At 68.6% G+C, this 24,403-nt stretch carries 24 protein-coding genes; 7 read left to right on the forward strand and 17 right to left on the reverse strand.

Annotated features, from left to right (window positions below; genetic code table 11):
• Positions 1 to 154: 154 nt before the first annotated feature.
• Together WJ16_RS00225 and WJ16_RS00230 are read right to left on the reverse strand one after the other, a co-directional pair.
• Positions 155 to 877 (reverse strand): LrgB family protein, encoded by a 723-nt coding sequence (locus WJ16_RS00225; protein ID WP_069255372.1) that lies wholly within the window; start codon positions 875 to 877, stop codon positions 155 to 157.
• Between the two features lie 13 nt (positions 878 to 890).
• Entirely contained in the window at positions 891 to 1,367 is a 477-nt protein-coding gene (locus tag WJ16_RS00230) for a CidA/LrgA family protein (protein WP_069255373.1), read from the reverse strand.
• Between the two features lie 141 nt (positions 1,368 to 1,508).
• On the opposite strand from WJ16_RS00230, the gene WJ16_RS00235 reads away from it, so the two are divergent.
• Positions 1,509 to 2,435: a LysR family transcriptional regulator gene (locus WJ16_RS00235; protein WP_069255374.1), complete on the forward strand. Its 927-nt coding sequence runs from the start codon at positions 1,509 to 1,511 to the stop codon at positions 2,433 to 2,435.
• Between the two features lie 95 nt (positions 2,436 to 2,530).
• Here the strand turns inward: WJ16_RS00235 and WJ16_RS00240 are convergent, their stop codons facing one another.
• From WJ16_RS00240 to WJ16_RS00250, 3 genes are all read right to left on the reverse strand, one after another.
• Positions 2,531 to 2,740 (reverse strand): hypothetical protein, encoded by a 210-nt coding sequence (locus tag WJ16_RS00240; protein ID WP_069257902.1) that lies wholly within the window; start codon positions 2,738 to 2,740, stop codon positions 2,531 to 2,533.
• The gene (locus WJ16_RS00245) at positions 2,737 to 4,299 is read right to left on the reverse strand and encodes a DHA2 family efflux MFS transporter permease subunit (protein ID WP_069255375.1); all 1,563 of its coding nucleotides are present in this window, start codon (positions 4,297 to 4,299) and stop codon (positions 2,737 to 2,739) included. Before WJ16_RS00245 ends, WJ16_RS00240 begins: the two co-directional genes overlap by 4 nt.
• Positions 4,300 to 4,476: 177 nt before the next feature.
• Positions 4,477 to 4,968, reverse strand: a complete 492-nt coding sequence (locus WJ16_RS00250) for a MarR family winged helix-turn-helix transcriptional regulator (protein WP_069255376.1) — start codon at positions 4,966 to 4,968, stop codon at positions 4,477 to 4,479.
• 174 nt (positions 4,969 to 5,142) lie between these two features.
• On the opposite strand from WJ16_RS00250, the gene WJ16_RS00255 reads away from it, so the two are divergent.
• Together WJ16_RS00255 and WJ16_RS00260 are read left to right on the forward strand one after the other, a co-directional pair.
• On the forward strand, positions 5,143 to 5,427 hold the full coding sequence (locus WJ16_RS00255; protein WP_084636031.1) for a multidrug ABC transporter ATPase: 285 nt from the start codon (positions 5,143 to 5,145) through the stop codon (positions 5,425 to 5,427).
• 269 nt (positions 5,428 to 5,696) lie between these two features.
• Positions 5,697 to 7,250 (forward strand): efflux transporter outer membrane subunit, encoded by a 1,554-nt coding sequence (locus tag WJ16_RS00260; protein WP_069255378.1) that lies wholly within the window; start codon positions 5,697 to 5,699, stop codon positions 7,248 to 7,250.
• Positions 7,251 to 7,272: 22 nt separating this feature from the next.
• Here the strand turns inward: WJ16_RS00260 and WJ16_RS00265 are convergent, their stop codons facing one another.
• The 8 genes from WJ16_RS00265 to gspG are packed head-to-tail and all read right to left on the reverse strand — an operon-like array spanning position 7,273 to position 13,249.
• Positions 7,273 to 8,061: a type II secretion system protein N gene (locus WJ16_RS00265; protein WP_069255379.1), complete on the reverse strand. Its 789-nt coding sequence runs from the start codon at positions 8,059 to 8,061 to the stop codon at positions 7,273 to 7,275.
• A 31-nt stretch (positions 8,062 to 8,092) separates the two neighbouring features.
• Entirely contained in the window at positions 8,093 to 8,599 is a 507-nt protein-coding gene (gene gspM, locus WJ16_RS00270) for a type II secretion system protein GspM (RefSeq protein ID WP_069257903.1), read from the reverse strand.
• Positions 8,596 to 9,957 carry a type II secretion system protein GspL gene (gene gspL / locus WJ16_RS00275; RefSeq protein WP_069255380.1) on the reverse strand — a complete coding sequence of 454 codons (1,362 nt, stop codon included), beginning with the start codon at positions 9,955 to 9,957 and terminating at the stop codon, positions 8,596 to 8,598. The genes gspM and gspL overlap by 4 nt, the downstream gene beginning before the upstream one ends.
• Positions 9,958 to 9,983: 26 nt before the next feature.
• A complete protein-coding gene (gene gspK / locus WJ16_RS00280; RefSeq protein WP_069257904.1) occupies positions 9,984 to 11,114 on the reverse strand; it encodes a type II secretion system minor pseudopilin GspK in 1,131 nt (376 codons plus the stop codon).
• 2 nt (positions 11,115 to 11,116) lie between these two features.
• Positions 11,117 to 11,776, reverse strand: coding sequence for a PulJ/GspJ family protein (locus tag WJ16_RS00285; RefSeq protein ID WP_069255381.1), 660 nt, complete (start codon positions 11,774 to 11,776; stop codon positions 11,117 to 11,119).
• A gap of 7 nt (positions 11,777 to 11,783) precedes the next feature.
• On the reverse strand, positions 11,784 to 12,185 hold the full coding sequence (gene gspI / locus WJ16_RS00290; protein ID WP_069257905.1) for a type II secretion system minor pseudopilin GspI: 402 nt from the start codon (positions 12,183 to 12,185) through the stop codon (positions 11,784 to 11,786).
• Between the two features lie 2 nt (positions 12,186 to 12,187).
• Positions 12,188 to 12,757 (reverse strand): GspH/FimT family pseudopilin, encoded by a 570-nt coding sequence (locus WJ16_RS00295; protein WP_069255382.1) that lies wholly within the window; start codon positions 12,755 to 12,757, stop codon positions 12,188 to 12,190.
• A gap of 39 nt (positions 12,758 to 12,796) precedes the next feature.
• Positions 12,797 to 13,249: a type II secretion system major pseudopilin GspG gene (gene gspG / locus WJ16_RS00300; protein ID WP_039351904.1), complete on the reverse strand. Its 453-nt coding sequence runs from the start codon at positions 13,247 to 13,249 to the stop codon at positions 12,797 to 12,799.
• Positions 13,250 to 13,424: 175 nt separating this feature from the next.
• Between gspG and WJ16_RS00305 the strand changes: the two genes are divergently transcribed.
• A complete protein-coding gene (locus WJ16_RS00305) occupies positions 13,425 to 13,835 on the forward strand; it encodes a type II secretion system protein N (protein ID WP_069255383.1) in 411 nt (136 codons plus the stop codon).
• Between the two features lie 35 nt (positions 13,836 to 13,870).
• Here the strand turns inward: WJ16_RS00305 and gspF are convergent, their stop codons facing one another.
• The 3 genes from gspF to gspD are packed head-to-tail and all read right to left on the reverse strand — an operon-like array spanning position 13,871 to position 18,934.
• Entirely contained in the window at positions 13,871 to 15,088 is a 1,218-nt protein-coding gene (gspF, locus tag WJ16_RS00310) for a type II secretion system inner membrane protein GspF (protein WP_069255384.1), read from the reverse strand.
• A 4-nt stretch (positions 15,089 to 15,092) separates the two neighbouring features.
• Positions 15,093 to 16,592, reverse strand: coding sequence for a type II secretion system ATPase GspE (gene gspE, locus WJ16_RS00315; protein WP_069255385.1), 1,500 nt, complete (start codon positions 16,590 to 16,592; stop codon positions 15,093 to 15,095).
• The gene (gene gspD, locus WJ16_RS00320) at positions 16,589 to 18,934 is read right to left on the reverse strand and encodes a type II secretion system secretin GspD (RefSeq protein WP_069255386.1); all 2,346 of its coding nucleotides are present in this window, start codon (positions 18,932 to 18,934) and stop codon (positions 16,589 to 16,591) included. The genes gspE and gspD overlap by 4 nt, the downstream gene beginning before the upstream one ends.
• A gap of 366 nt (positions 18,935 to 19,300) precedes the next feature.
• On the opposite strand from gspD, the gene WJ16_RS00325 reads away from it, so the two are divergent.
• Positions 19,301 to 19,750 (forward strand): lytic transglycosylase domain-containing protein, encoded by a 450-nt coding sequence (locus WJ16_RS00325; RefSeq protein ID WP_069255387.1) that lies wholly within the window; start codon positions 19,301 to 19,303, stop codon positions 19,748 to 19,750.
• A 159-nt stretch (positions 19,751 to 19,909) separates the two neighbouring features.
• Positions 19,910 to 21,205, forward strand: a complete 1,296-nt coding sequence (locus WJ16_RS00330) for a GTP-binding protein (protein ID WP_069255388.1) — start codon at positions 19,910 to 19,912, stop codon at positions 21,203 to 21,205.
• A 118-nt stretch (positions 21,206 to 21,323) separates the two neighbouring features.
• Here WJ16_RS00330 and WJ16_RS00335 read toward each other — a convergent pair whose 3' ends face one another.
• Positions 21,324 to 21,602: an HU family DNA-binding protein gene (locus tag WJ16_RS00335; protein ID WP_006401505.1), complete on the reverse strand. Its 279-nt coding sequence runs from the start codon at positions 21,600 to 21,602 to the stop codon at positions 21,324 to 21,326.
• Positions 21,603 to 21,990: 388 nt separating this feature from the next.
• Here WJ16_RS00335 and mnmC point away from each other — a divergent pair, with 388 nt between their 5' ends.
• Positions 21,991 to 23,961, forward strand: coding sequence for a bifunctional tRNA (5-methylaminomethyl-2-thiouridine)(34)-methyltransferase MnmC2/FAD-dependent 5-carboxymethylaminomethyl-2-thiouridine(34) oxidoreductase MnmC1 (gene mnmC, locus WJ16_RS00340; protein ID WP_069255389.1), 1,971 nt, complete (start codon positions 21,991 to 21,993; stop codon positions 23,959 to 23,961).
• The last annotated feature ends 442 nt before the right edge of the window (positions 23,962 to 24,403 follow it).

Consider the following 24,403-nt stretch of genomic DNA (forward strand, 5'->3'; position numbering starts at 1 on the left):
GGCCCGATGCAGGTTAGTGGGGCGGGGGCGGGCGGTCATGCCGGGTGCGCAAAGGCTGCCGGGCAGGCGGGAACGGGCGGAGTGGGCCGCGCCGATCGCGGGCGGCACGTTCGCTTCGTGCCGCGCCGGCGCTCGCCGCGCGCCGGCCGCGCGGTCAGATCGGCAACAGCGTGAGCAGCGGCGCGATCAGCACCATCGCGACGCCCGCGATCATCATCGTGAGGCTCGACACGACACCTTCCTCGCTGCCGATCTCGCGCGCCTTCGCCGTGCCCACGCCGTGGGCGGCCGCGCCGAACAGCGCACCGCGCGCGAGCCGCGTGCGCAGCGGCACCAGCGCGAGCACCAGTTCGCCGAGCAGCATCCCGCAGATGCCGGTCGCGATCACGAACAGCGCGGTGAGATCCTTCGGCGCGTGGATCTTGTCCGACACGGCGAGCGCGAACGGCGTCGACACCGAGCGCGTCATCAGCGAGCGCTGCAGCTCGGGCGACAGATGCAGCAGCTTCGCGAGCAGCAGCGACCCGCACACGCCCGCGCCGATCCCGACCGCGACGCCCACCGACAGCGACAGCCAGTGGCGGCGGATCAGGTCGCGATAGTCGTAGATCGGCACCGCGAACGCGATCGTCGCCGGGCCGAGCAGCCACATCAGCCAGCGCGTGTCGTGGAAGTAGACCGAATACGGGATGCCGGTCAGCAGCACGAGCAGCACCAGCACGCCCGGCACGAACACGAGCGGCGAGAACAGCAGCGTCTTCTTGAACGCGTAGAGCCGCTTCGACGCGAAATACAGTGCGACCGTCAGCACGAAGCAGCCGAACGAGATCGCGGTGTTCGCGTTTTCGGCGGACAGGTTCGACAATGCGGCCAGCATCGCGGGCTCCGGCTCAGTGCGCGGACACGGCGCTCAGCCGTGCGCGGCGGCGTTCGGCGAACACGCGCTGCGCGGCGAGCCGGCGCTCGAGCTTCGCGGCGAGATCGACCGCGACGGCCACCGCGACCATTACGAACGCGGTACCGGCGAGCATCACCAGCGCGATGCGCCAGCCGTCCTCGCGGAACAGTCCGCCGTACTGCACGGCCGCGACGGCGGCCGGCACGAAGAACAGCAGCATGTCGGACAGCAGCCAGTTCGCGCCGTCCTTCACCCACGCGGGTGCGACGCGGCCCGAGAACAGCAGCACGAGCAGTACCGCGAGGCCGATCACGCCGGACGGGATCGGCAGCCCGACCTTGCGCACGGCCCAGTCGACCGCCATCCACAGCGCGCCGAGCGCGGCGGCCTGCAGCACGATCCGGCCCGTGCGTGCGATGCCGCCCGAAGCGGCGGGGCGGTTGGCGAGTGCGGCGGTCGGCTTGGTCATGGCGGGCTCCCTGCGGATGATTCCGTTGATGGTGTGAGTATAGGGTTTCCCCTAACCATAAATAAAATGACTTGTCTCTATCCTTATCATTCCATTTAGGAATTCGCTTTGGGATCGCCGCACCACTTTGGGGAGTCATCGATGGAATTGCGCGCACTGCGGTACTTCGTCGAGGTGGTCCGCCAGCAGAGCTTCACGGCGGCCGCCGACAAACTGTTCGTGACCCAGCCGACCATCAGCAAGATGGTGAAGGCGCTGGAGGACGAGATCGGTTCGCCGCTGCTGCTGCGCGACGGCCGGCAGATGGTGCTGACCGACGCCGGGCGGATCGTGTTCCAGCGCGGTCAGGACGTGCTCGCCGCGCAGGCGCAGCTGCAGTCGGAGCTGAACGATCTCGGCACGCTCGGGCGCGGCGAGCTGACGATCGGGATCCCGCCGCTCGGCGGCTCGCTGTTCACGCCGATCATCGCCGCCTACAAGCAGCGCTATCCGAACATCGAGCTGAAGCTGTTCGAGCAGGGCGCGCGGATGATCGAGGCCGCGCTGATGTCGGGCGAGCTGGAGCTGGGCGGGCTGCTGGAGCCGGTCGACCCCGGCACCTTCGAGCGGCTGCCGATGGTGCGCGCGCCGCTGTGGCTCGTCGCGCCGCGCGAGTCGCGCTGGGAGGAGCATGCGGCCGTGCCGCTCGCGGATCTCGCGCGCGAGTCGTTCGTGTTCTACGCGGAAAGTCTCGCGCTGCACGACGCGGTGCTCGACGCATGCCGGCAGGTCGGCTTTACGCCGTCGATCGTGAGCCGCAGCGGCCACTGGGATTTCATGGCCGCGCTCGTGCATGCGGGCGTCGGCATCGCGCTGCTGCCCGAGCCGTATTGCCGGCGGCTCGACGCGGGCCAGTTCACGTGCCGGCCGATCGTCGAGCCGGAGATCACGTGGGCGATCGCGCTCGGCTGGCTGAAGAAGGGGTATCTGTCGCACGCGGCGCGGGCGTGGCTCGACGTGGCGCGGGCGACGCTGCCGGTCGCGCCCGTCGACGATCTGGCGTTCGGCGGATTGCGCGCGCGGGAGTGACGGCTGCGCTACCCGACGATCAGACGTGCTGGATCGGCCCCGGGTACCGGGCAACGGTCAGGTCGTGCGTGACCAGTGGGTGTCGAGCAACAGTTTCACGCGTCACCCTCGAACAGCTTCCGGACGGCATCGTCCCCCATCGTGTCGAAGTCGTCCGGGACCCGAATCTGCCCCTTCATGAAGCCGATCCGGGACGGCGCAGCGACTTCGGGCGCATCGATCGGTACCACCTTGACCAGCGGCTTGCCAGCCTTGGCCGCCCCGACAGTCCGCGACGCGCAGGACACGTCGCCGCGCGTGCTCAATGTCCCATCGCCGGCCCCGCGCCCTTCCTCGGCTTCGTGATCCACACGAGCGCCGCGAGCGCGCCGAACATGAATGCCGACAGCAGGAAGAAGTCGTTGGTCGCCATCATGAAGCCCTGCTGCGTGACGAGCTGGTTGAGCTGCGCATTGGCCGTCTGGCCGACGATGCCGAGCTGCGACAGCGCGCCCTGGTAGTCGGTCGTGCCCTGCGCATACACGCTCACCGATTCCGACAGCCGCGCGTGATGGTAGATCGCGTCGTTCTCCCAGAACGTCGAGCTGGCCGCGGTGCCGATCGCGCCCGACAGCGTGCGCAAGAAGTTCGACAGCCCGGACGCGCTCGCGAGCCGCTCGTCCGGGATGCTCGACAGCGTGATCGTCGTCATCGGCACGAAGAAGCATGCGACGCCGATCCCCTGTACGAGTCGCGGCAGGATCACGTGGTTGAACGGCACGTCGAGCGTGAACGTCGAATTCCAGATCGACACGCCGGCGAACACGATGAACGCGAAGCTCGCGACCATCCGCAGGTCGAGCCGGTGCATGTTGCGGCCGATCAGCGGCGACAGCACGAGCGCGAGCAGCCCGACCGGCGCGGTCGCGAGGCCGGCCTTGCCGGCCGTGTAGCCCATCACCGTCTGCAGCCACAGCGGGAAGATCACGACCGAGCCGAAGAACGCCATGAAGCCGAACGAGATGATCATCGCGCCGAGCGCGAAGTTGCGGTCCTTGAAGAGCGACAGGTCGACCACCGGGTCCTTCTCGGTGGCCTCCCACACGAGCATGAACGCGAGCGACACGACCGCGATCAGCGCCAGCGCGACGATGAACGACGAGTTGAACCAGTCGCGGTCCTTGCCGAGATCGAGCATCATCTGCAGGCACGACACGCCGATCACGAGCAGCGCGAGGCCGATCGCGTCGATCCGCTGCTTCGTCGTCTTCGTCTCGCGGCCGCGCAGCAGGAAATACGCGCAGGTCGCCGAGAAGATGCCGATCGGCAGGTTGATGTAGAAGATCCACGGCCACGTGTAGTTGTCGCTGATCCAGCCGCCCAGCAGCGGGCCGAAGATCGGCGCGACGATCACCGTCATCGCCCATAGCCCCAGCGCGAGCCCGCGCTTCGCGGGTGGATAGCTGCGCATCAGGATCGTCTGCGACAGCGGCACCATCGGCCCCGACACGAGGCCCTGCAGCAGCCGGAACGCGATCAGCGTCTCGAAGTTGGTCGCGAGGCCGCACAGCGCCGACGCGATCGTGAACGCGAGCACCGACAGCGTGAACAGGCGCACCTCGCCGACCCGCCGCGCGAGCCAGCCGGTGAGCGGCACGGCGATCGCGGACGCGACCGAGTACGACGAGATCACCCAGGTGCCTTCGCTCGTCGCGACGCCGAGGCTGCCCGAAATGGTCGGCACCGCGACGTTCGCGATCGACGTATCGAGCACTTCCATGAACGTGCCGAGCGCGAGCCCGACGGTGAGCAGCGCGAGTGCGCCGCCGGACAGCGGCGCGGGCTCGGCGGCAGGGGAGGCGGCGGATGCCGGGGTGGCGGACATCGGAATCTCCTAGACGCGGCGCGCGCGGCGCGCCGGCACAACGCACGGGTGTGCGCCGCAGCGCAACCCGGCCGGGTGGAACGGATAAAGGGAAACGGAGAGCGCGTGCACGGTCATCTTCTGCCCAGACAGACAAATAAGCGAGTGCTTAACCTAGACATCGGGCCGCCGCGCACGTCAGCCGCCCGCTTCGTCGTCGGGTGCCGGGCAGCCGGCCGGGCCGGGCCCGTTGGCGATGAAGCGCTGCAGCAGACCGGTGAGCGTCGCGAGCTCGTCGGCCGAGAACCCGTCGAGCTGCGCGTTGAGCGCGGTCGCGATCAGCGACGGCAACGCCCGCGCAGCTTCGGCGCCGCGCTCGGTCAGCGTCAGCTCGATCATCCGGCGATCCTGCTCGCTGCGCGAGCGGGCGACGAGCCCCTTGCGTTCGAGCCGGTCGAGCATCCGCGTCATTGAACCGCTGTCGTACGACATCTTGCGGGACAGCTCGAACGGCGTGCGCGCATAGCCGCGCGACAGCAGCAGGATCACGCCGATCTGCTGCGCGGTGAGGTCGAGCGGCTCGAGCGCACGGTCCATCCGCTCGACGAGCGCCTGCTTCGCCTTCGACAGGTAGTAGCCGAGGCTCTTTTCCAGCTCGATGTTCTCGGGATCGTAGAGGCCGCCGGTCATGCGATTGCGCGCGCAGCAATAGTGCGTTTCGGATTTGAACGCGCCCAGTATCTTGAAAAATGATTGCTTAGTCAATATTATTTAAGGCAACCAGTTACGACGTGCATGTTGCACTGCCGGAGACTATGTTCTGACCGAATCGCCCGCGCTGCCGGGCACCCGAGGATGTTCGCGATGCTGTTCCTGAAAAATGCCGCCGGCGCGCTGCGCCGCAACCTGACCGATACCGCTCATCATGTGTTTTCCGGGCCGCACCGCGGCTGGAAGATCGCGCTGTACGTGACGATGCTGGTGGTGCCGGGCGGCTCGCTCGCGGCGATCGGGTTCGCATGGTTCGATCATCGCCGGCAGCGCAACGCGAAAGACGGCGTGCGCCGCACGGGCCAGCCGGTCGCGACGGAGCCGTCGACATGGCGGTCCGCCGCCGAACCGCTCCCGCTGCCCGCGCGCTGCCACTGACGCCGCGCGTCTGCCGCCTTCACGACCGCTCGGCCGGCTGAGCGCCGGCCGTGCCCCGTACGGCCGGCGTCGCCTGCCCGTCTTCCCGCCAGGTCGTAATCCCCGGTAAACCGGCCGCCCGCGCCGGTAACACATTCCTGTCGCCGCGCACCGTACCCTTGGGGCTGCGCAGCTTTCCCGCCGTCAGTTACCATTTGTCCGCCAGCGGCACGACGACCGCATCGCGCGACGCCGCTCGCCGGACGTCCCGCCCAGACAGGAATATCACCATGCCGTACGCCCCCTTCCCGCGCGCCTTTCGCCCGCTGAGCGCCGCCGTCGCCGTCGCGACGGCCGTGCTGCTCGCCGGCTGCGCCGTCGGGCCCGACTATCACCGGCCCGACACGTCGATCCCCGCCGCCTACAAGGAAGCGCCGGCCGGCTGGAAGGTCGCGCAGCCCGCCGACCGCACCGACCGCGGCCCGTGGTGGACGGTCTACAACGATCCGCAGCTCGATGCGCTGATCGACAAGCTCAACACGTCGAACCAGACCATCGCGCAATCGGCGGCCGCGTACCGGCAGGCGCGTGCGCTCGTGGCCGAGGCGCGTGCCGCATACTTCCCGACCGTCGGGCTGACCGCATCGGGCTCACGCGCCCGCACGCCGCGCACGTCGGTGTCGTCGGGTTCTTCATCGAGTTTCGGCGGCAATTCGTCGATCAGCAACAGCTACAGCGTCGGCCTCGACGCGAGCTGGGAACCCGACCTGTGGGGCAAGGTGAGCCGCACCGTCGGCGCGCAGCGCGCCGGCGAGGCGGCCGCCGCGGCCGACCTCGCGAACGCGCGGCTGTCGCAGCAGGCGCTGCTTGCGCAGACCTATTTCCAGCTGCGCACGTCCGACTCGCTGCAGAAGCTGCTCGACGACACCGTGAAAGCGTACGAACAGTCGCTGAAACTCACGCAGAACCAGTACGCGCAGGGCGTCGCCGCGCGCGCGGACGTGATCCAGGCGCAGACGCAGCTGCAGAGCGCGCAGGCCGCATCGATCGACAACGGCGTCGCGCGCGCGCAGTACGAGCATGCGATCGCGACGCTGATCGGCCAACCGGCGTCGGCGTTCTCGCTGCCGCCGAATCCGCTCACGGCCGAGCCGCCGATCACGCCGGTCGACGTGCCGTCCGCGATCCTCGAGCGCCGGCCCGACGTCGCGGCGGCCGAGCGCCGCGCGGCGGCCGCGAACGAGCAGATCGGCGTCGCGATTTCCGCGTTCTTCCCGACCCTCACGCTGTCGGCGAGCGGCGGCTTCCAGAGTTCGGTGTGGTCGCAGCTGTTCACGCTGCCGGCGCGCTTCTGGACGGTCGGCCCGCAACTCGCGGCCACGCTGTTCGACGCAGGGCTGCGCGCCGCGCAGACCGACGCCGCGCGCGCGACCTACGACCAGGACGTCGCCGCGTACCGCCTCGCGGTGCTCACCGCATTCCAGGACGTCGAGGACAACCTCGCGTCGCAACGCATTCTGGCGCAGGAAATCGACGTGCAGCGGCAGGCCGTCGACAGCGCCGAGCATGCGCTCGCGATCGTCACGAACCAGTACAAGGCCGGCACGGTCGCGTACCTGAACGTGCTGACCGCGCAGACCACCGCCTTCACCGCGCAGCAGAAGCTCGCGACGATCGCCGGCCAGCGGATGACGTCGTCGGTCGGGCTCGTGAAGGCGCTCGGCGGCGGCTGGAATGTGTCGGAGATGGCGCGCGAGAACGGCGACATGGCGGCGCCGGCGCCCGTGCCGGCATCCGGTGCGGCCGCCGCACCGTCGGTCGCCGCGCCGCTCGCGCAGCAGTAGGCAGGAAAGGGCGACGCGCGCGTCAGCGCTGCGCGTCGCCGAAGATCAGCGATACCTCGTTGTTCCCGATCGGGTGGCCGAGCAGGTTCAGCAGCCCCGCGAGGTTCGCCTGCTGCTCGGGCGCCGCATGCGCGGTGCCGCGGAACGATCCCTGGCCCGGGCCGAAACTGCCGTGGCCATCGAGGAACAGCGGGCCCTGCGTCGTCGACAGGTCGAGATCGGCGCCGGCCCCCTTCGCCTGCAGCACCGCGCGGTACGACCCGAGCGGCTTCACGCGCGAGACGCGCGAACTCATCGAATCGATCGTCACCGTCAGCTGGCCGAACGCGTTGTTGCCGATCAGCCGCCAGTCGCTCCAGCCGAGCCGCACGTCGCCCTGCAGGTCGAGCGTGTTGAACGGCGTGCCGAGCCCCGCGAGCAGCGACGCGGGCACGGCCATCGTGCCCGCCGACAGCACCGCGCCGCGCCACGTCGCATCGAGCGTGACCGCATCGGGCATCGCCTCGGTCTGACGCATGCGCATCCGCACGCGCCCGGTCAGCAGCGGCCAGAAGCCCGTGGTCCATTCGACCCGGCCCGGCAGCAGCGTCGCCGCGCTCTGGTCGGCCCCCGGCGCGAGCATCAGCGTGCCCGAGCCGCGCCACAGCGACCCGTCCGGATCGACGAGATTCACGTGGCCGCCGGTCGCCCGCGCGAACTGCGGCGCGATCCATGCGGCCGGCGCGAGCGCGACGAGCGTCACCGCCGTCGCCAGCCCGCCCGCCAGTACCCACGGCAATGCGGCGGTGAGCCGCCTGAGTCCCGGCCTCATCGGCCGCCTTCCACTTGCGTCATCCACTGCGTCATTTCTGCGTAGACGGTTGCATCACGGCCGTCAGGTCGACCTGGCCGTCGTCCTTCAGCGCCGTTGCATGCGCCTCGCCGACCTGCACCTTGAACTGCCGGCGCGCATCGTCGAGCCACTGCGTCCACGCGGGGAACGACACGTTCTTCATCTGGATCTGCACGCCGTTGCCGACGATCTGCACCTGCGCGCCCTGCATCCCGTGATCGGACAGCGACGCGGTCAGCGCATCCTTCAGCGCGAGGCCGGTCGGCGCCACGCCCTGCGCGGCGGCCGTCAGCGACTTCGCCTCGTTCGCCTGCGCGGTCATCTGCGCAAGCTCGCGGCGCATCGTCGGCAGTTCGCGCTGGATCCGTGCGCGGCCTTCCTGCGCGGGCGACCACAGCACCGAATACGCGATCGCGACCGCCAGCACGGCGCCGCCCCAGCCGAGCAGCGTCTTTTCGCGCGGCGAGCGCTCGCCCCAGAACTGGGCCAGCGTCTGGTTCAGTTGTTCAGTCTTCATGAGCGGCTCCGGATCGTCCATTTGCCCGTGTTGCTGTCGACTTCGCCGGACAGTCCGTTACGTGCGAGGCGCTGCGTGAAATCGGGATCGACCTTCACCTCCGGCTTGAAGCCGACGTCGAGCCGCCGGTCGTGATAGTCGAGCGACGCGATGCCGTTCAGCGGCAGCGCGCCCATCGAGCGCGACAGCCCGCTCGACAGCGCGAGGAAATCGTTCGGCGACAGCTCGCCGGCCGCAACGCGCAACTGGTCGAGCTGGCGCTGCATCTGCGCGGGCGGATCGAGCACCGTCGTCGTCTTCGGGAACGCGGACAAGAGCGTCTCGGTGATCTGCGCGGACAGCGCATCGCGCTCGCGCGACAGCTTCCACCAGTGCAGGTTCATCCCGATCACCGCGACGCCGAGCGTCGCCGCGGCGAGCGCGATCGGCACGCGCAGGCGCTTCAGCGTCGCGCGGTCGAAACGCCACGGCTGCGATTCGAATTCGAACTGGCACAGATCGAACTTCTCGGTCAGCGCGCGCCGCGCGAACGCGTCGAACGACAGCGGTGCGGCGCCCGGCAGCAGCGGGCCGCCGTCGCTGTGTCCGACCGATGCCAGGCGAGGCTCCGCGCCCGGTTCGCCGAGTTCGTACAGTTCGACGTCGCCGCCGCCTGCCAGCGCAGCCAGCGTGCCGGCCGCGCGCGACGCAGGCGCCGCGAAGCCTTCGCCGAGCGCGCCACGCGCGACCGCGAGTTCGAGGCGCGGCGCACCGGCCGCGGCCGGCTGCGCGCCGGCCTCGACGAGCACTTGTTCGACCGATGCCGCGAGCCCGAGCACCGCGGCCACCGTCGCCGGGCGCGCCGGCGGCGCTTCGACGGCGTCCGCTGCCACCGCGGCGACGTCGATTTCGCTGCCGGCCGGCGCGGCGGATACGTGCGGCGCCGGCAAGCAGCGGGTCGCGGGCACCGCGCTCAGGTGCCGGTGGCCGGCCGCCGTGAACGCGTCGCAGATCGTGCGGAACCACGCGCGATCGATGACGGCCAGCACGCGGCGCCCGTCGGGCAGCGCGTCCGGATCGAGCGCGATATGGCAGCCGAGCGGATCCTGGATCAGCTGATCCTCGACGATGTTGGGCAGCGCCTGGCGCAGCTTCGGCCCTTTCAGCGGCGGCACGGTCGCGGCCAGCAGCAGCACGTCGCGCGCGGCGACGATCAGCACCGTCGCATTCGCGCGCGGCAGCAGCGCGAGCGCGGCGCGGCCGGCGCGCTGCACGTGGCCGGCCTTGTCGACGAGCGTGAACGGCAGCTCGGGCCACTGCCATTCCTGCAGCGGCACGGCCGGCTCGCGCGGCGGCAAAGAAACAATCAACGTGCTCACAAGAGCTCCTCTCCCGATTGGCGTCGTTATAGCTGGTCGCGGATGCGCACGACCCGTGTCGAATGCGTGGTCGGATCACGATACACGAGCGAGGTGCGATCGACCTCCGCGCGTTCGTGCTGGATCCGGCCATGCACGATGAAATAGCTCGAATTGACGTCGACGAGGCTCGAGTCGAGCGTCACGTTCGGTGCGCCGGCGCCGCGCAGCGCGAGCTGCACGTCGCCGACGTTACGGAAAAACACGGTCTCGCGGCGCGACACGAGCGCCTGCGCGGACGACACGCTCATCCCCGGCATCAGCGCCGCGATCACCTCGGCCGGCGCGGTGTTCATGTTCACGGGCGTCGTGGTCGGCAGCACGGTGACGAACGGGCGCAGCCGCGCGACCATCTCGGGTGTCACGCCGTCGACGTCGAGCAGGCTGTCGACGCCCGTCATCATCAGCGGCGCGGGCCCGCGGTCGCCGCCCGTCATGCCGGGATCGTCGGTGAAGCCGCCGCCGCCTTGTTGATCGGTCGTCACCGGCGCGGTGACCGGCGGCGCGGTGCCGCCACCCGGCAGCGTCGGCATCTGGAACCGCGTCGCCGAATGCAGCAGGCCCGCGCGCACCTGCAGCGCGATGCGCTTCGCGAACGCGCCGTCGTAGCCGAGCGTCGTCAGCAGGCGCTGGAACGCCTGGACCTGCGTGACGTTCAACTGCAGCACGCCGGGCGCCGGCGACGCTACCAGATTGCGCAGGTTGAACTTCGCCTGCGCGTCCTCGATCGAGCCGGAGATATAGGTGTCTTCGCCGCCGGTGTCGTTCGGCGCGCCGATCCGGCCGAGGAAGTCCGACAGTTTCGTCTTCGCGATCGGTACGCCCCAGATCCCGCCGAGATACGTGATGCCGGGCGCCGTGTCGCCTTCCGAGCGCAGGATCATCCGCGTCCAGTCGAGCGCGCCGCGCGCGACCCACTGCGCCTGCGCGAGCACGCGCTGGTTCTCGATGCGGCGAATCTGCACCTGCTGGCGCCACAGCATCCCCGAGACCAGGATCGCCGACAGCGCGACGACGAGCAGCGCGGTGATGATCGCCGCGCCGCGCTGGCGCGCGCGTGCCAGCCTGCGTGCGGACGCACGGTTGAACGCGGATCGACGGGCAGGGCGAGCACGCATCGTCATTCCCCGACGAGGAAGATGCGCGTGACCGGCACGCGCAGCGACGTCGCGCCGATGCTGACCTGCAGCCCGGTCACCGCCCGCGCAGGCGGCGCGTTGCCGATCTGCGGCACCTTGAGCGCGTCGTTGTTCTGCGCGAGCGCTTCGTCGGCCGTCTGCAGGTTGGTGGTCCAGCCCACGCGCGGCACGTACAGCTTCGCGTCGATCGCGCCGACGCCGCCCATCAGCGCGACCCAGCTCCAGCCTTCGACGCTGCTGTCCTTCAGCATCGTGCGCAGCCGGTTCGCGTCGTCGATCGGCGGCGACGCATAGCGCACGACGCGTCCGCCGGCGATCCGGTAGCGGACCACCTGCAGCCGCGGCGCGGCGCCCGGCACGTCGAGTTCGCGGACGATCTGCAGCGTATTGCCGGCGACGCCGATCGCCGGCTGGCCGGCCTCGTCGTCGGTCGCGGCGAGCCGCGCGTCGATGCGCATCTGGTCGAACATTTGCGCGAACACGCGTTCGTCTTCCATCGCGGCCGCGACCTTGTCGCGACCGCGCATGATCTGGTCGAGCCCGCGCCACGCGAGGATCGCGACCACCGCGAGGATCGCGATCGCGATCATCAGCTCGATCAGCGTGAAGCCGCGGGCGGGGCGGGCGAGCGGGCGTCGCATCGGTTTGTCAGAGCGGACGACTGGTTTCATTCGCGACCACCGTCACCATCTGCGCGAGCACGCCGGCGCGGCCAGGCATGCTCACCGAAATCCGCACGCGCCGGAACACCGGGTTGGGCGTCGTGCTCACGCGCTGCGTGCAGACGAGCTGCACGTTGCCTTGCGAGCAGTCGAAGCTCTGCTCGCCCACCTCGGGCCATGCGTGCGTGAGCCGCAGTTGCGCGAGCGCGTTGTCGGCGCTCCAGCCGGCCAGCAGCCGGTGGTGCAGGTCGGACGCATTGGTCGCCATCGTGCCGACCGCGCGGATCGACGCGGCGAGCGCGACCGCGATGATCGCGAGCGCGACCAGCACTTCGATCATCGTGAAGCCGCGGGATGAAGTGCCGGGAAAGGGCAGGCGACGACGCATCGTCATTGCACCTCGTAGCGGCCGTTGCCGGTGCCGACGATCGTCGCGCTGCCGGCGGCCGAATGCAGCGTCACGCGCACCGGCGTGTCGATGCTTTCGGTGCCGAACACGACGCGGCTCGCGCGCGTGTCGGACCCCGGATAGTCGATGTCGGCGCCCGTGACGCCGCCGTCCCAGTCGCGCGGGCGCAGCAGGTCGTCGCGCAGCGTGCGCCAGCCGTCGGGCGAGCTCACGTCGAAGCGAAAGCCGTGCGCGGTCGGCTGCCACGCGATCGGCCGCGCGCGCACCTGCGCTTCGTCGCCGGCGCTCTCGAACAGCAGCGCGACGCGCTGCGCTTCTTCGCGCAGGTCGGTGCGCGGATTGCGCGTGAGCGACAGCGATGCGAGCGATACGAGCAGCCCCGCGATCACGAGCACGACCAGCATTTCGAGCAGCGTGAAGCCGCGCGCGCGGTGACGCCGCGCCCCGTGCGACGCCGGGCCACTGTCGGCACGCGCCGGCACGGACGACGCCGCGCCGCGACGCACACGGCGATCGCGGCCGCAGCGGAAGGTCGTGCGAGTGGCGAGCATGAAGAACGGGGCGGAAGCGCCGGGACGGTCAGCGCGCGTTTACTGCCACGAACCGATGTCGGTGTCGTTGCCTTCGCCGCCTTCCTTGCCGTCGGCGCCGTAGCTGAACACGTCGATCTCGCCGTGCACGCCCGGGTTCAGGTACTTGTAGCCGTTACCCCACGGATCGTTCGGCAGGCGCTCGAGATAGCCGCCGTCCTTCCAGTTGTTCGGGATCGGATCGGTGGTCGGCTTCTGGATCAGTGCGTTCAGGCCCTGGTCCTGCGTCGGGTAACGGCCGTTGTCGAGACGGTACAGCTTGAGCGCCTGCATGATCGTGCCGATGTCCTGCTTCGCGGCGATGCGGCGCGCCTCGTCCGGGCGGCTCATGATCTTCGGCACGATCAGCGCCGCCAGGATCCCGAGGATCGCGACCACCACCATGATCTCGATCAGCGTGAAACCGCGCTGACGACGCACGGCCGCGTTGCGGCGAGTGATCCACGTTTGCATGACTGACTACCTCTTTCCAAAAAATGTCGTCGGTTGAGTAACGCACCCGGCGCTCCGGACGATTGCCTGACGGCAACCTTCCGGACCCGCGGGCGCGGAGCACGCATTGTAAGACGCGCATTGCCGAGGGCTTTCACCCAACGCAAATTTCACATACATCCGTACAATAGCGCGCATGAACGCGCTCTCGATCCGGATCCTCTCCCTAGCCCTCTTCGCGGGTTTGTGCGCGACGGCCACCTACTGGGTCGTCACGCTGTCGGCCCGCGAAGCGCCGCTGCCCGCCGCCGCCGCGCGGCTGCCGATCCGCACCGAGGACGCCGCGGCGCTCTTCGGCGGTCAGCTCGACAAGAATCCCGTGCAGGACATCCACCTGTTCGGCATCCTCGCGCTCGACCACGGCGGCGCCGCGATCGTCGGCGTCGGCGGCGAACCGCCGCGTGCCGTGTCGCTCGGCGCAGACGTCACGTCCGGCGCGAAGCTCGCCGAAGTGCGCCCCCGCTCGATCATCGTCGAGCGCAACGGCGCCCGCGCCGAAATCCAGCTCCCCGCCAACACGCCGTCCCCGGCGATCTACATGCGCTGAAGCCGCAGCGGGCGGCCGGGCCGACGCTCAGGCCGTCACTGCACCATGTTGTTCAGCTCGATGATCGGCAGCATCACGGCCAGCACGATCACGAGCACGATGCCGCCCATCGCCAGGATCAGCAGCGGCTCCAGCAGGCTCGTCAAGAACATCGTGCGGCGCTCGAGCTCGCGCGCTTCGCCTTCTGCCGCGCGATCCAGCATCGTCGTCACGTCGCCCGTCGCTTCGCCCGAACGGATCAGGTGCACGAGCACCGGCGGAAACGTCTTCACGTTGTTCAGCGCGCGCGACAGCGCGGAGCCTTCGCGCACGCGCACGATCGCGTCGTCGATGTTCGCGCGCATCGCGCGGTTCGACAGCGTCTCGCCGGCCGCCTGCAACGCGCGCAGGATCGGCACGCCGGCCGCGGTGAGGATCCCGAGCGTGCTCGCGAAGCGCACCGTGTTGTAGCCGCGCACGAGCTTGCCCGCGAGCGGCGCGGTCAGCACCCAGCGGTCGAACGCGAGCCGGGGCCCGGCGCGCGACAGCGTCGCCTTCACGAACCACACGACGAGCCCGACCGCGATCAGGATCGCCCACCACCAGTGCCGCACGAAATCCGACAGCGCCATCATCACGATCGTCAGCACGGGCAGTTGCTGCTTCGTGCTCGCGAACACGTTGACGACCTGCGGCACGACGTAGCTCAGCAAAAACGTGACGATGCCGAACGCGATCAGCGTGACGATCCCCGGATACGTGAACGCCAGCAGGATCTTCTGCTTCAGCGCGTTGCTCTGCTCGATGTAGTCGGCCAGACGCGACAGCACGATGCCGAGCTTGCCGGTGTGCTCGCCCGCCGCGACGAGCGCGCGGTAGATCTCGGGGAAATCGCGCGGATGCTGGCCCAGCGCATTCGCGAGCGAATGGCCGCCGAGCACCTCGGCGCGGATTGCGGCCATCAGTTCGCGGATGTAGTCGCGCTCGGCCTGCTCGGTCAGCACGCCGAGCGCCTCGTCGAGCGGCAGCCCCGCGATCAGCAGGCTCGCGAGCTGGCGCGTGAGGATCGCCTGTTCGCGCTGCGACAGCTTGCGGCCGAACGCGAGCCGCTGCGAGCGCGCCCCGCGCGTCGCGCTGGCGGCCGGCTCGACGACGAGCGGCGTGAGCCCCTGCGTGCGCAGCTGGCCGCGCGCGGCCCGCGCGCTGTCGGCATCGATCACGCCTTTCTGCGCGCGTCCCGCCGAATCGATTGCCTCGAAACGGAATGCCGGCATCGCGCTATGCGCCTCCCGTCACGCGCAGCACTTCCTCGAGCGACGTCGCGCCCGACGCGAGCCAGCGCTCGGCGTCGTCGCGCAGCGTGCGCATCCCTTCCGCACGGCCGGCGGCGAGAATCTCCGCGTCGGCCGCGTTGCGGTGGATCAGCGCGCGGATCGAGTCGTCGACCAGCAGCAGTTCGTACACGCCGCGCCGGCCCGAGTAGCCCGAATGCCCGCACTTGTCGCAGCCGACCGGATGCCACACGGTACGGCCGTCCTCGTGCCGCTCTTCCTTGCAGACCGGGCAGAGCTGGCGCACGAGGCGCTGCGCGAGCACGCCGAGCAGCGACGACGCGAGCAGGTACGGCTCGACGCCCATGTCGGTCAGACGCGTGACGGCGGACGCCGCATCGTTCGTGTGCAGCGTCGCGAGCACGAGGTGGCCAGTGAGCGACGCCTGCACCGCGATCTGCGCGGTTTCGAGGTCGCGGATTTCGCCGATCATGATCACGTCCGGGTCCTGACGCAGGATCGAGCGCAGCGCGCGGGCAAAGGTCATCCCGATCCGCTCGTTCACCTGCGTCTGGCCGATCCCGCCGAGGTCGTATTCGATCGGGTCCTCGACGGTCATGATGTTGGTCGTCGCGGTTTCGAGCCGCGACATCGACGCATACAGCGTGGTCGTCTTGCCCGACCCGGTCGGGCCCGTGACGAGCACGATGCCGTGCGGGCGCGCGATCAGCTTGTCGAATTGCACGAGCGTGTCGCGGCCCATCCCGAGCGCTTCGAGGTTCAGGCGCTGCGCATCCTTTTCCAGCAGACGCAGCACCGCGCGCTCGCCGTGCCCGGTCGGCAGCGTCGACACCCGCACGTCGACCGGCCGGCCGCCGACGCGCAGCGTGATGCGGCCGTCCTGCGGCAGGCGCTTCTCCGCGATGTCGAGCTGCGCCATGATCTTGATCCGCGAGATCAGCGCGCCGTGCAGCGCCTTCTTCGGCCGCACGACGTCGCGCAGCGTGCCGTCCACGCGAAAGCGCACGACCGACGCGTTCTCGAACGGTTCGATGTGGATGTCCGACGCCTGTTCGCGTGCCGCCTGCGTGAGCAGCGCGTTGATCATCCGGATGATCGGCGCATCGTCTTCCGATTCGAGCAGATCCTCGACTTCGGGGATGTCCTGCATCAGCCGCGACAGATCGACTTCGCCTTCGACCTCGCCGACCACCTGCGCGGCGCTGCCGTCCTGGCGTGCGTAGGCATGGTTGATCGCCTGCGCGAGCTCGTCGGCCGGCACGCGATGCACGGAAATCGAGCCGAAGTTGCGCGCGATTTCCGCGAGCGCGGCATCGCTCGTGCGTTCGCTGATCCACACCTCGAGCGTGTCGTCGAGCTGGTGCGCGATCAGCACCTGGCCGCTCTTCGCGAAGCCGTACGGCAACAGGCGCGCGGCGAGCGGCGACGGCGGCTGCCGTTCGCCCGGCGCGCCGTCGTGGGAGGAAGACGCGAGCACGTCGCTCACTGCGAGGCTCCCGGCGCGGCCGTCAGCGGCTGTTGCGGCACCGCCTGCTGCGGCACGCTCTGCGGCTGCGCGGGCGTCGCCTCCGGCAACGGCTGGGCCGGCACCGGCGCCACCTGGCGCTGCAACTGCTGGCGACGCATCTTGTCGAGATCGAACAGGTTGCCCGCGGGCGTGCCGCCCTGGCTCGGGCCGATCGGCATCGGCGGGACGACCGGATCGTCCTTGTCGCGCATCACGTTGTTGTCGGACTTGTACGCACCCGTCACGCCCTGGATGTAGTCGTAGCGGTTGGCCGTGACTTCCTGCGCGACGTTGCGATCGGTGATGATCACCGGGCGCAGGAATACCATCAGGTTGGTTTTCGCGCGCACCTTCGATTCGGAACGGAACAGCTGGCCGATCCACGGGATGTCGCCAAGCAGCGGCACCTTGCTGTTCGACACCTGGTAGTTGTCCTGCATCAAGCCGCCGAGCACGATGATCTCGCCGTTGTCGGCCAGGATCGTCGACTGGATCGAGCGCTTCGTGAAGGTCGGGCCGGTCTGCGCGTTGGTGGTGCCGCTGACGACCGCCGAATCCTCGGTATAGAGCTGCAGCTTCAGGATGCCGCCGTCAGTGATCTGCGGCTTCACGTGCAGCGTCAGGCCGACGTCGCGACGGTCGTAGGTATTGAACGCATTGCTCGTCGTGCCGCTCGTCAGGTTCGAATACGAGCCGGTCGCGATCGGCACGTTCTGGCCGACGACGATCTTCGCTTCCTCGTTGTCGAGCGTGATCAGGTTCGGCGTCGACAGCACGTTCGCGTCGCTCACGCCCGCAAAGTACTGCAGCAGCGCGCCGAGCCCCTGCACGCCGAACATGTTGTGCAGCCAGCCGATGTTGAGCCCCTGGGACAACTGCCCGAGGTTGGAGGCGAGGCCGCCGCCGGTGATCCCGCCTGCGGCATTGGTCAGGCCGCCGGCCGTCAGGTTGATGATGCTGTTGCCGAGGCCCAGCCCGGGGTTAAGGTTCGTGCCGCCAAGGAACTGGCCGCTCGCGACCTGCCACTGGATGCCGAGGTTACCCTGCGTCGTCGAGTTCAGCTCGACGATCAGCGCTTCGATGTAGACCTGCGCCCGCCTCGCGTCGAGCTGGTCGATCACCGAGCGCAGGTTCCGGTAAACCGGATCGGACGCGGTGATGATCAGCGAGTTGGTGGCCGAGTCGGCCTGGATCATCCCGCCCGGCTGGTTGTCGTCACCGCTCTTGTCCTTGTCGCCGCCGAGCAGGCCGCCCGTGCCAAGTCCGCCGCCGCCGGACGAACCGCCATACGCCGACGAAGACGACGACCCGCCCAGGCCGCCCGACGGCAGCGGCGGAGTGCCCGACGTGCCGGTCGAGAAGTTGCCGCTCGACGACGAGCCGCCGTTCTGGTTGAAGCTGTTCGCATCGTTGGACGACGCCGACGAGCCGCTGTCGTTGCCGCTACCTTTGCCGAGCATCCCGCGCAGCGTCTTCGCGAGCTTCACCGCATCGGCGTTGCGCAGCGGCACGACGTGCATGTTGCCGGGCACCGCGCTCGGCGCGTCGAGCTGCTGCACGAGGCGCTTCGCGGCCGCGAGGCGCGACCCGTTCGATGCGCGCAGCAACAGCGAATTGGTGCGCGGGTCGGCCGTGACCGACACTTTCAGCGTGGCATCGCTGTTGCCGATCGCGCCCGGGTCGAGCATTTTCTGCAACTGCGCGGCGAGGTCGATCGCGTTCGCGTTGCGCAGCGGCACGACCTGCACCTGCGCGCCCGCGGCGCTGTCGACGCCCGCGATGATCTGCGCGATGCGCCGCACGTTGTCCGCGTAGTCGGTCACGACGATCGAGTTGTTCGCCGGGTAGGCGGTGACCGTGTTGTTCGGCGAGATCAGCGGCCGCAGTACGGGCAGCAGGTTGTTCGCCGATTCGTTGTGCAGCTCGAACACCTGCGTGATCACCTGGTCGCCGCGCGCCTGCGGCGCATTGCCGATGTAGGTCGGCACGCCCTGCAGCTTCGCGTCGGCCTCCGGCACGACCTTCAGCACGCCGTGATCCTGCACGAGCGCGAAGCCCTGCATGCGCAGCGCCGACTGCAACGTCTTCAGTGCCTGGTCTTCCGGCACCGCGCGTTCGGCCACGAGGTTGAGCTGCCCCTTCACGCGGGGGTCGACGATGATGGTCTTGCCGGTTGCGGCGCCGATCGCCTTCGCGACCTGGTCGATATCCGCATTCACGAAATTGAGCGTGACCTGAGCGTAGGCGGCCTGCGAAACGATGATGCCGGCGACGACCAGGGTCGTGGCGACACGCCGCATAACGAAGCGATTTCTTGTCATGGATGAATGGGTCGATGCCGGCTCAGGCCACTTCCGGCGGTAGTGCTGGAATCCAAGTCCGAAAGAGGCGACATTAGCAGTTTTTCATGTCCGAAATATCACATTGATCCGAGGACTGTCTCACATACGACATCTGTTCGGCGAAGCGTATGCAAGATGTAAGATTCTGCACTACGCTCGGCATGCCGGCCATCGTCCGCATTTCGCGATGAGCCGACACGACAATGCGGTATAACGGGGCGGCCGTATTCCCGCATGTCACAAGCTGACGGACTGTCGGTATGATACGGGCGGCACGTTTCTCGTCGCACGAATAACAGGCACGGGTTTTCCCGACCCCTGCGCAATTTCCATCGATTCCGCACCATGAACAGACGGTTCGCTTCGATCGCGTTGATCGCCGCCGGCGCGTGTTGCGCCAGCGCGAACGCTCGCGCGGACTGTTTCGACGAGGCGGCCAAATATCAGCAGGTCAATCCGCTGATCCTGCGCGCGATCGCGTGGCAGGAGTCGCGCAACCGGCCCGATGCGCTGAACAAGAATACGAACGGCTCGGTCGATTACGGCCTGATGCAGATCAATTCAATCCACCTGCCGACGCTGTCGCGCTACGGGATCGGTCGCGACACGCTGATGGAACCGTGCAAGAACGTGTACATCGCCGCGTGGCATCTGAAGCAGAAGATGAACCGCTACGGCAACACGTGGCAGGCCGTCGGCGCCTATCATTCGGAAACGCCGTCGCTGCGCGACAAGTACGCGCGGCAGATCGCCGGCATCCTGACCCAGTGGAAGCTGCTGCCGCCCGCACCGTGACGCGGCGCCGCGGCGCGGGCTGACGCGACACCGGCCGGCCGGCGCGCGTTTGATGCACAATGCGGATCTCACGCCGCAATTTCGCCCGTCCGCGCGCCGATCGCGCCCCGGAAGGGCGCCGCGGCCGCTTTCTCAATTTTTCCGTTGGTGCATATCGCTATGAATCCGGCAATGAACCAGCCGTTGCCCGTCACCGTGCTGTCCGGCTTCCTCGGCGCCGGCAAGACCACGCTGCTCAATCACATCCTCGCGAACCGCGCGGGCCTGAAAGTGGCCGTGATCGTCAACGATCTCGCGGCGGTCAACATCGACGCTTCGCTCGTGCGCGACGCGCAGGCGCTGTCGCACGTCGAGGAGCGCCTCGTCGAGATGTCGAACGGCTGCATCTGCTGCACGCTGCGCGACGACCTGCTCGTCGAGATCCGCACGCTCGCGGCCGAAGGCCGCTTCGACGCGATCGTGATCGAATCGACCGGGATCGCGGAGCCGATGCCGATCGCCGAGACCTTCACGTTCGTCGACGACGAAGGCACGTCGCTGTCGGCCGTCGCGCGGCTCGACACGCTCGTCACCGTGGTCGACGCGTACAACTTCCTGCGCGATTACGGGTCGGACGACGCGCTCGCGACGCGCGGCATCGCCGCGTCGGAAGACGACGACCGCACGCTCGTCGAGCTGCTGATCGAGCAGATCGAGTTCTGCGACGTGCTGGTGATCAACAAGGCCGACCTCGTCGGCGCCGACGACCTCGCGCGTCTGCAGCACATCCTCGCGCGACTCAATCCGCGCGCGCACCAGGTCGTGTCGACGTTCGGCAACGTGCCGCTCGACGAAGTGCTGAACACCGGCCGCTTCGATTTCGACGAGGCCGCGAATGCGCCGGGCTGGCTCGCGTCGCTCGATCACGATCGCACGCATCACGACGACGAACAGCATGCGCACGTGCACGGCGAAGCCGACGAATACGGGATCGGCAATTTCGTTTACCGCGCGCGCCGGCCGTTTCACCCGGCGCGACTCTGGGCGCTGCTGCATCAGGAGTGGCCGGGCGTGCTGCGCAGCAAGGGCTTTTTCTGGCTCGCGACGCGCAACGACATCGCGGGTTCGCTGTCGCAGGCGGGCGGTGTGTGCCGGCATGGCCCGGCGGGTCTCTGGTGGGCCGCGCAGGATCGTGCGGAATGGCCGGACGACGACGAGTTGCTCGCGGATATCCGTGCCGAATGGCACGGCGATCTCGACGATCGCACCGTGGGCGATCGCCGGCAGGAACTCGTGCTGATCGGCATCGCGCTCGACGCGCACGCATGGCGCGCGAAACTCGACGCATGCCTGCTGACCGAGGCGGAATTCGCGCTCGGCGCGGCGGGATGGCACGCGCTCGACGATCCGTTCCCGGTGTGGGATATCGATTCGCACGACGACGACCCCGGCGACACGCAGATCGTGCATGCGTAACGCGTTGTAAAAACAACCGTTAAATCTTGCAAGAGGGGCGCGGACTGTGGCGAAAATGCCGCGCGCGCCCAACAAAAAACCCGCCGAAAGGCGGGTTTTTCCTGGAACAGGCGCTGGTTTAACGCTTGTTGACGGCGTCCTTGAACGCCTTGCCAGCCGTGAACTTGACCGTCTTGGCTGCCGGGATCTTGATGGTTTCGCCGGTCTTCGGGTTGCGGCCCGTACGTGCTGCGCGCTTGCCCGAACCGAAGCTGCCGAAGCCGATCAGCTGAACCGCATCACCCTTCGACACGGCCTTCTTGATGACTTCGAGCAGCGTGTCCAGCGTTTCGCCGGTTTGAGCCTTGCTGGCGCCCGTTTGGGCGGCGACGGCGTCGATCAGTTCCTGTTTGTTCATTAAGGTTCCTTTATCAGGTTAGGTTGACACGAACAGCGCGAACGCGCCGATTATACGTGCGCGAACCGTGCCGTCGAGAGTCAGACTCCGACGACACAGCGCCGAATCCTGGCCCGCGCGACGCGCCCTCCGGTGAGCCGGCGGCCACCCCGCGGTACGGCGTTGCTATGATAGCGCAGCGCAAACCCAATAACGACAAGGGTTTCAAAGATTTTCATCGGTATTTCGCCGAATGAATCGCCGACTGCCCGGTTTTTGATCTGCGCCAACCGGACAGGATACGCAGCGCGGTCCGCCCGGGCGCCGGCCCGTTGCCGTTTTCCAACGGACGGGCGGACGACCCCGCGCAATCCCTTGCCAGGCTTGGCTGCCACGTTTTTTGTTTCGCATGACAGACCGACTCATTCCCGCCACGCTCGCCATCCGCGACGACGGCACGCTCGTCTCGCCCCAGTACGGCGACATCTATCACAACGTCGCGGGTGCGCTCGCTCAGGCGAACTACGTGTTCGTCGCGGGCAACGGGTTGCCGGCGCGCTGGCAGGGCCGCCGCACGTTCACGATCGTCGAGACGGGCTTCGGCGTGGGCGCCAGCTTCCTCGCGACCTGGGCCGCGTGGCGCGACGACCCCGCGCGCTGCGAACGGCTGCATTTCGTGTCGGTCGAGAAGCATCCGTTCTCGCGCGACGACCTGCGCCGCGCGCTTTCCCATATCGTTGCGAACACAACCATATCGGCGGACGCAGGACTGCTGGCCGATGCGTGGCCGACGCTCGTGCCGGGTGTGCATCGACTCGAATTCGACGAAGGCCGGGTCGTGCTCACGCTTGCGTTCGGCGACGCGCTCGCGCTGCTGCCGAAACTCGTCGCGCGCGCCGATACGTTCTATCTGGACGGTTTCGCGCCGGCGAAGAACCCGGAACTCTGGTCGCCCGACGTGTTTCGCGCACTCGCGCGCATCGCGGCCGAGCGCGCGACCTTCGCGACGTATTCGAGTGCGGGCGCCGTGAAACAGGCGCTCACCGATGCAGGTTTCACGTATCGCAAGCGCGACGGATTCGCCGGCAAGTTCGCGATGCTCGTCGGCGAATATGCGCCGCGCTGGCGCACGCGCCGTCACGAACCGCCGAGCGCGCTGCCCGTTGCCGAGCGTCGCGCGATCGTGATCGGCGCGGGCCTGGCCGGCTGCGCGGTCGTCGAACGCCTGGCCGCGCGCGGCTGGGCGGTCACGCTGATCGAGCGGCACGACCGGATCGCGAGCGACGCGTCGGGCAATCCGGCCGGCGTCTTCCATCCGCTGATGACACGCGACGACAACATCGCGAGCCGGCTCACGCGCAGCGGCTTTCTTCACGCACTGACCCGCTGGCGCGCACTCGAATGCGCGGGCCATGCGTTCGCGCGCAGCACGCACGGGATGATCCATCTCGCCGAATCGGCCGACGACTTCGCACGGATGCGCGACGCGTTCGACGCGTTCGGCGCGCCGTCGGACTATGTCTCGCTGCTCGATGCCGATGCCGCGCGCGCACACCTGAACCTGCCGGTCGCGCAGGGCGGCCTGCTGTTCCCGCACGGCGGCGCCGTCTGGCCGGCCGGCCTGTGCGCGGCCCAATGCGCGGCGGCCGGCGAGCGCGTGCGCCTGCTCGCGTCCACCACCGTTGCGCGACTCGAACGGCGGGGCGACGCATGGCACGCACTCGACGATGCGGGCCGCACGCTGGCCGACGCGCCCGTCGTCGTGCTCGCGAATGCCGGCGACGCCGCGCGTCTGGCCGGGCTGCAGCATGTCTCGCTGCAGCCGGTGCGCGGCCAGCTGACGTTGCTGCCGCCCGGCACCACGGCACCGCTGCCGTGCCCGGCGATCGGCGACGGTTACGCGGTACCGCTCGACGACGGCACGCTGCTGATCGGCGCGACGTTCGAACCCGACGACGTCGATCCCGCGCTGCGCGCGGCCGGGCATCGCGAAAACATCGACCGCGTGCGGCATCTGCTGCCGGGCCTGCTTCGCGACCTGCCGGATCCCGACACACTGGAAGGCCGCGTCGCGTTCCGCTGGGTCGTCGGCGACCGCCTGCCGCTGATCGGCCCGCTCGCGGACGAAGCGGGCGCCATCGCGAATGCGCGCGCGCTGAGCGGTGCGCAGGCGCGCGAGCTGCCGCGCGTGCCCGGACTCTACGGCGCGTTCGGTTTCGGCTCGCGCGGCCTCGTCTGGGCCGCACTCGGCGCCGAGCTGATCGCATCGCAACTCGAAGGCGAACCGTGGCCGCTCGAGCGCGAGCTCGCCGATGCCGTCGACCCCGCACGCTTCCTGATCCGCGCGCTGCGCGCACGCCGCGTCGGCCCGGCCGGCTGATCGTTCGCCCGAGCCGCTCACAGTTTCCGGACTTTTTCGCGCGAAGTTATCCACGCGACGCTGTGGATAACCGCGCGGAATCCGCGCGTACTTCGTGTGCAATCACAGTGGACGTAAACTGGGCAACTCGGCACAGCTGTGACGCGGCCCAAAAGTTGCTCAACTCAAACGACTGTGAGCAAACAGCCTGTGCATCCGGTTATGGTTTCGCCAACGCATTGATCCATCAGCGAAAACCGAAGTTATCCACAGAACTGTGGGGCCTTTGTTAACTTCTACTACGTATATATACAAGTAAACCTTTGAAACCAAAGACCTGGGGTGCCGCACAGCGCCGCGAGTCGATTCAATCGGTTCCGGAACGAAAAAGCTGTGGCACAATCGGTTTCCTTCGCGTTCATCCGGCCTGGCGCCGGACATGCTTCAATGGAACGGTCGGCAC

The sequence above is a fragment of the Burkholderia metallica genome, from assembly GCF_001718555.1.
GTDB classification, from domain to species: domain Bacteria; phylum Pseudomonadota; class Gammaproteobacteria; order Burkholderiales; family Burkholderiaceae; genus Burkholderia; species Burkholderia metallica.

Excerpts from the sequence above, each read along its gene's own strand:
- WJ16_RS00225 (WP_069255372.1), bottom strand. The coding sequence starts at position 877 with ATGCTGGCCGCATTGTCGAACCTGTCCGCCGAAAACGCGAACACCGCG.
- gspI (WP_069257905.1), bottom strand. The coding sequence starts at position 12,185 with ATGCGTCGTCGCCTGCCCTTTCCCGGCACTTCATCCCGCGGCTTCACG.
- WJ16_RS00285 (WP_069255381.1), bottom strand. The coding sequence starts at position 11,776 with ATGCGACGCCCGCTCGCCCGCCCCGCCCGCGGCTTCACGCTGATCGAG.
- WJ16_RS00335 (WP_006401505.1), bottom strand. The coding sequence starts at position 21,602 with ATGAACAAACAGGAACTGATCGACGCCGTCGCCGCCCAAACGGGCGCC.
- gspK (WP_069257904.1), bottom strand. The coding sequence starts at position 11,114 with ATGCGTGCTCGCCCTGCCCGTCGATCCGCGTTCAACCGTGCGTCCGCA.
- WJ16_RS00255 (WP_084636031.1), top strand. The coding sequence starts at position 5,143 with ATGCTGTTCCTGAAAAATGCCGCCGGCGCGCTGCGCCGCAACCTGACC.
- WJ16_RS00330 (WP_069255388.1), top strand. The coding sequence starts at position 19,910 with ATGAATCCGGCAATGAACCAGCCGTTGCCCGTCACCGTGCTGTCCGGC.
- gspF (WP_069255384.1), bottom strand. The coding sequence starts at position 15,088 with ATGCCGGCATTCCGTTTCGAGGCAATCGATTCGGCGGGACGCGCGCAG.
- WJ16_RS00265 (WP_069255379.1), bottom strand. The coding sequence starts at position 8,061 with ATGAGGCCGGGACTCAGGCGGCTCACCGCCGCATTGCCGTGGGTACTG.
- WJ16_RS00305 (WP_069255383.1), top strand. The coding sequence starts at position 13,425 with ATGAACGCGCTCTCGATCCGGATCCTCTCCCTAGCCCTCTTCGCGGGT.
- WJ16_RS00245 (WP_069255375.1), bottom strand. The coding sequence starts at position 4,299 with ATGTCCGCCACCCCGGCATCCGCCGCCTCCCCTGCCGCCGAGCCCGCG.
- gspD (WP_069255386.1), bottom strand. The coding sequence starts at position 18,934 with ATGACAAGAAATCGCTTCGTTATGCGGCGTGTCGCCACGACCCTGGTC.
- gspM (WP_069257903.1), bottom strand. The coding sequence starts at position 8,599 with ATGAAGACTGAACAACTGAACCAGACGCTGGCCCAGTTCTGGGGCGAG.
- WJ16_RS00325 (WP_069255387.1), top strand. The coding sequence starts at position 19,301 with ATGAACAGACGGTTCGCTTCGATCGCGTTGATCGCCGCCGGCGCGTGT.
- WJ16_RS00295 (WP_069255382.1), bottom strand. The coding sequence starts at position 12,757 with ATGCTCGCCACTCGCACGACCTTCCGCTGCGGCCGCGATCGCCGTGTG.
- WJ16_RS00235 (WP_069255374.1), top strand. The coding sequence starts at position 1,509 with ATGGAATTGCGCGCACTGCGGTACTTCGTCGAGGTGGTCCGCCAGCAG.
- mnmC (WP_069255389.1), top strand. The coding sequence starts at position 21,991 with ATGACAGACCGACTCATTCCCGCCACGCTCGCCATCCGCGACGACGGC.
- WJ16_RS00250 (WP_069255376.1), bottom strand. The coding sequence starts at position 4,968 with ATGACCGGCGGCCTCTACGATCCCGAGAACATCGAGCTGGAAAAGAGC.
- WJ16_RS00260 (WP_069255378.1), top strand. The coding sequence starts at position 5,697 with ATGCCGTACGCCCCCTTCCCGCGCGCCTTTCGCCCGCTGAGCGCCGCC.
- WJ16_RS00230 (WP_069255373.1), bottom strand. The coding sequence starts at position 1,367 with ATGACCAAGCCGACCGCCGCACTCGCCAACCGCCCCGCCGCTTCGGGC.
- gspG (WP_039351904.1), bottom strand. The coding sequence starts at position 13,249 with ATGCAAACGTGGATCACTCGCCGCAACGCGGCCGTGCGTCGTCAGCGC.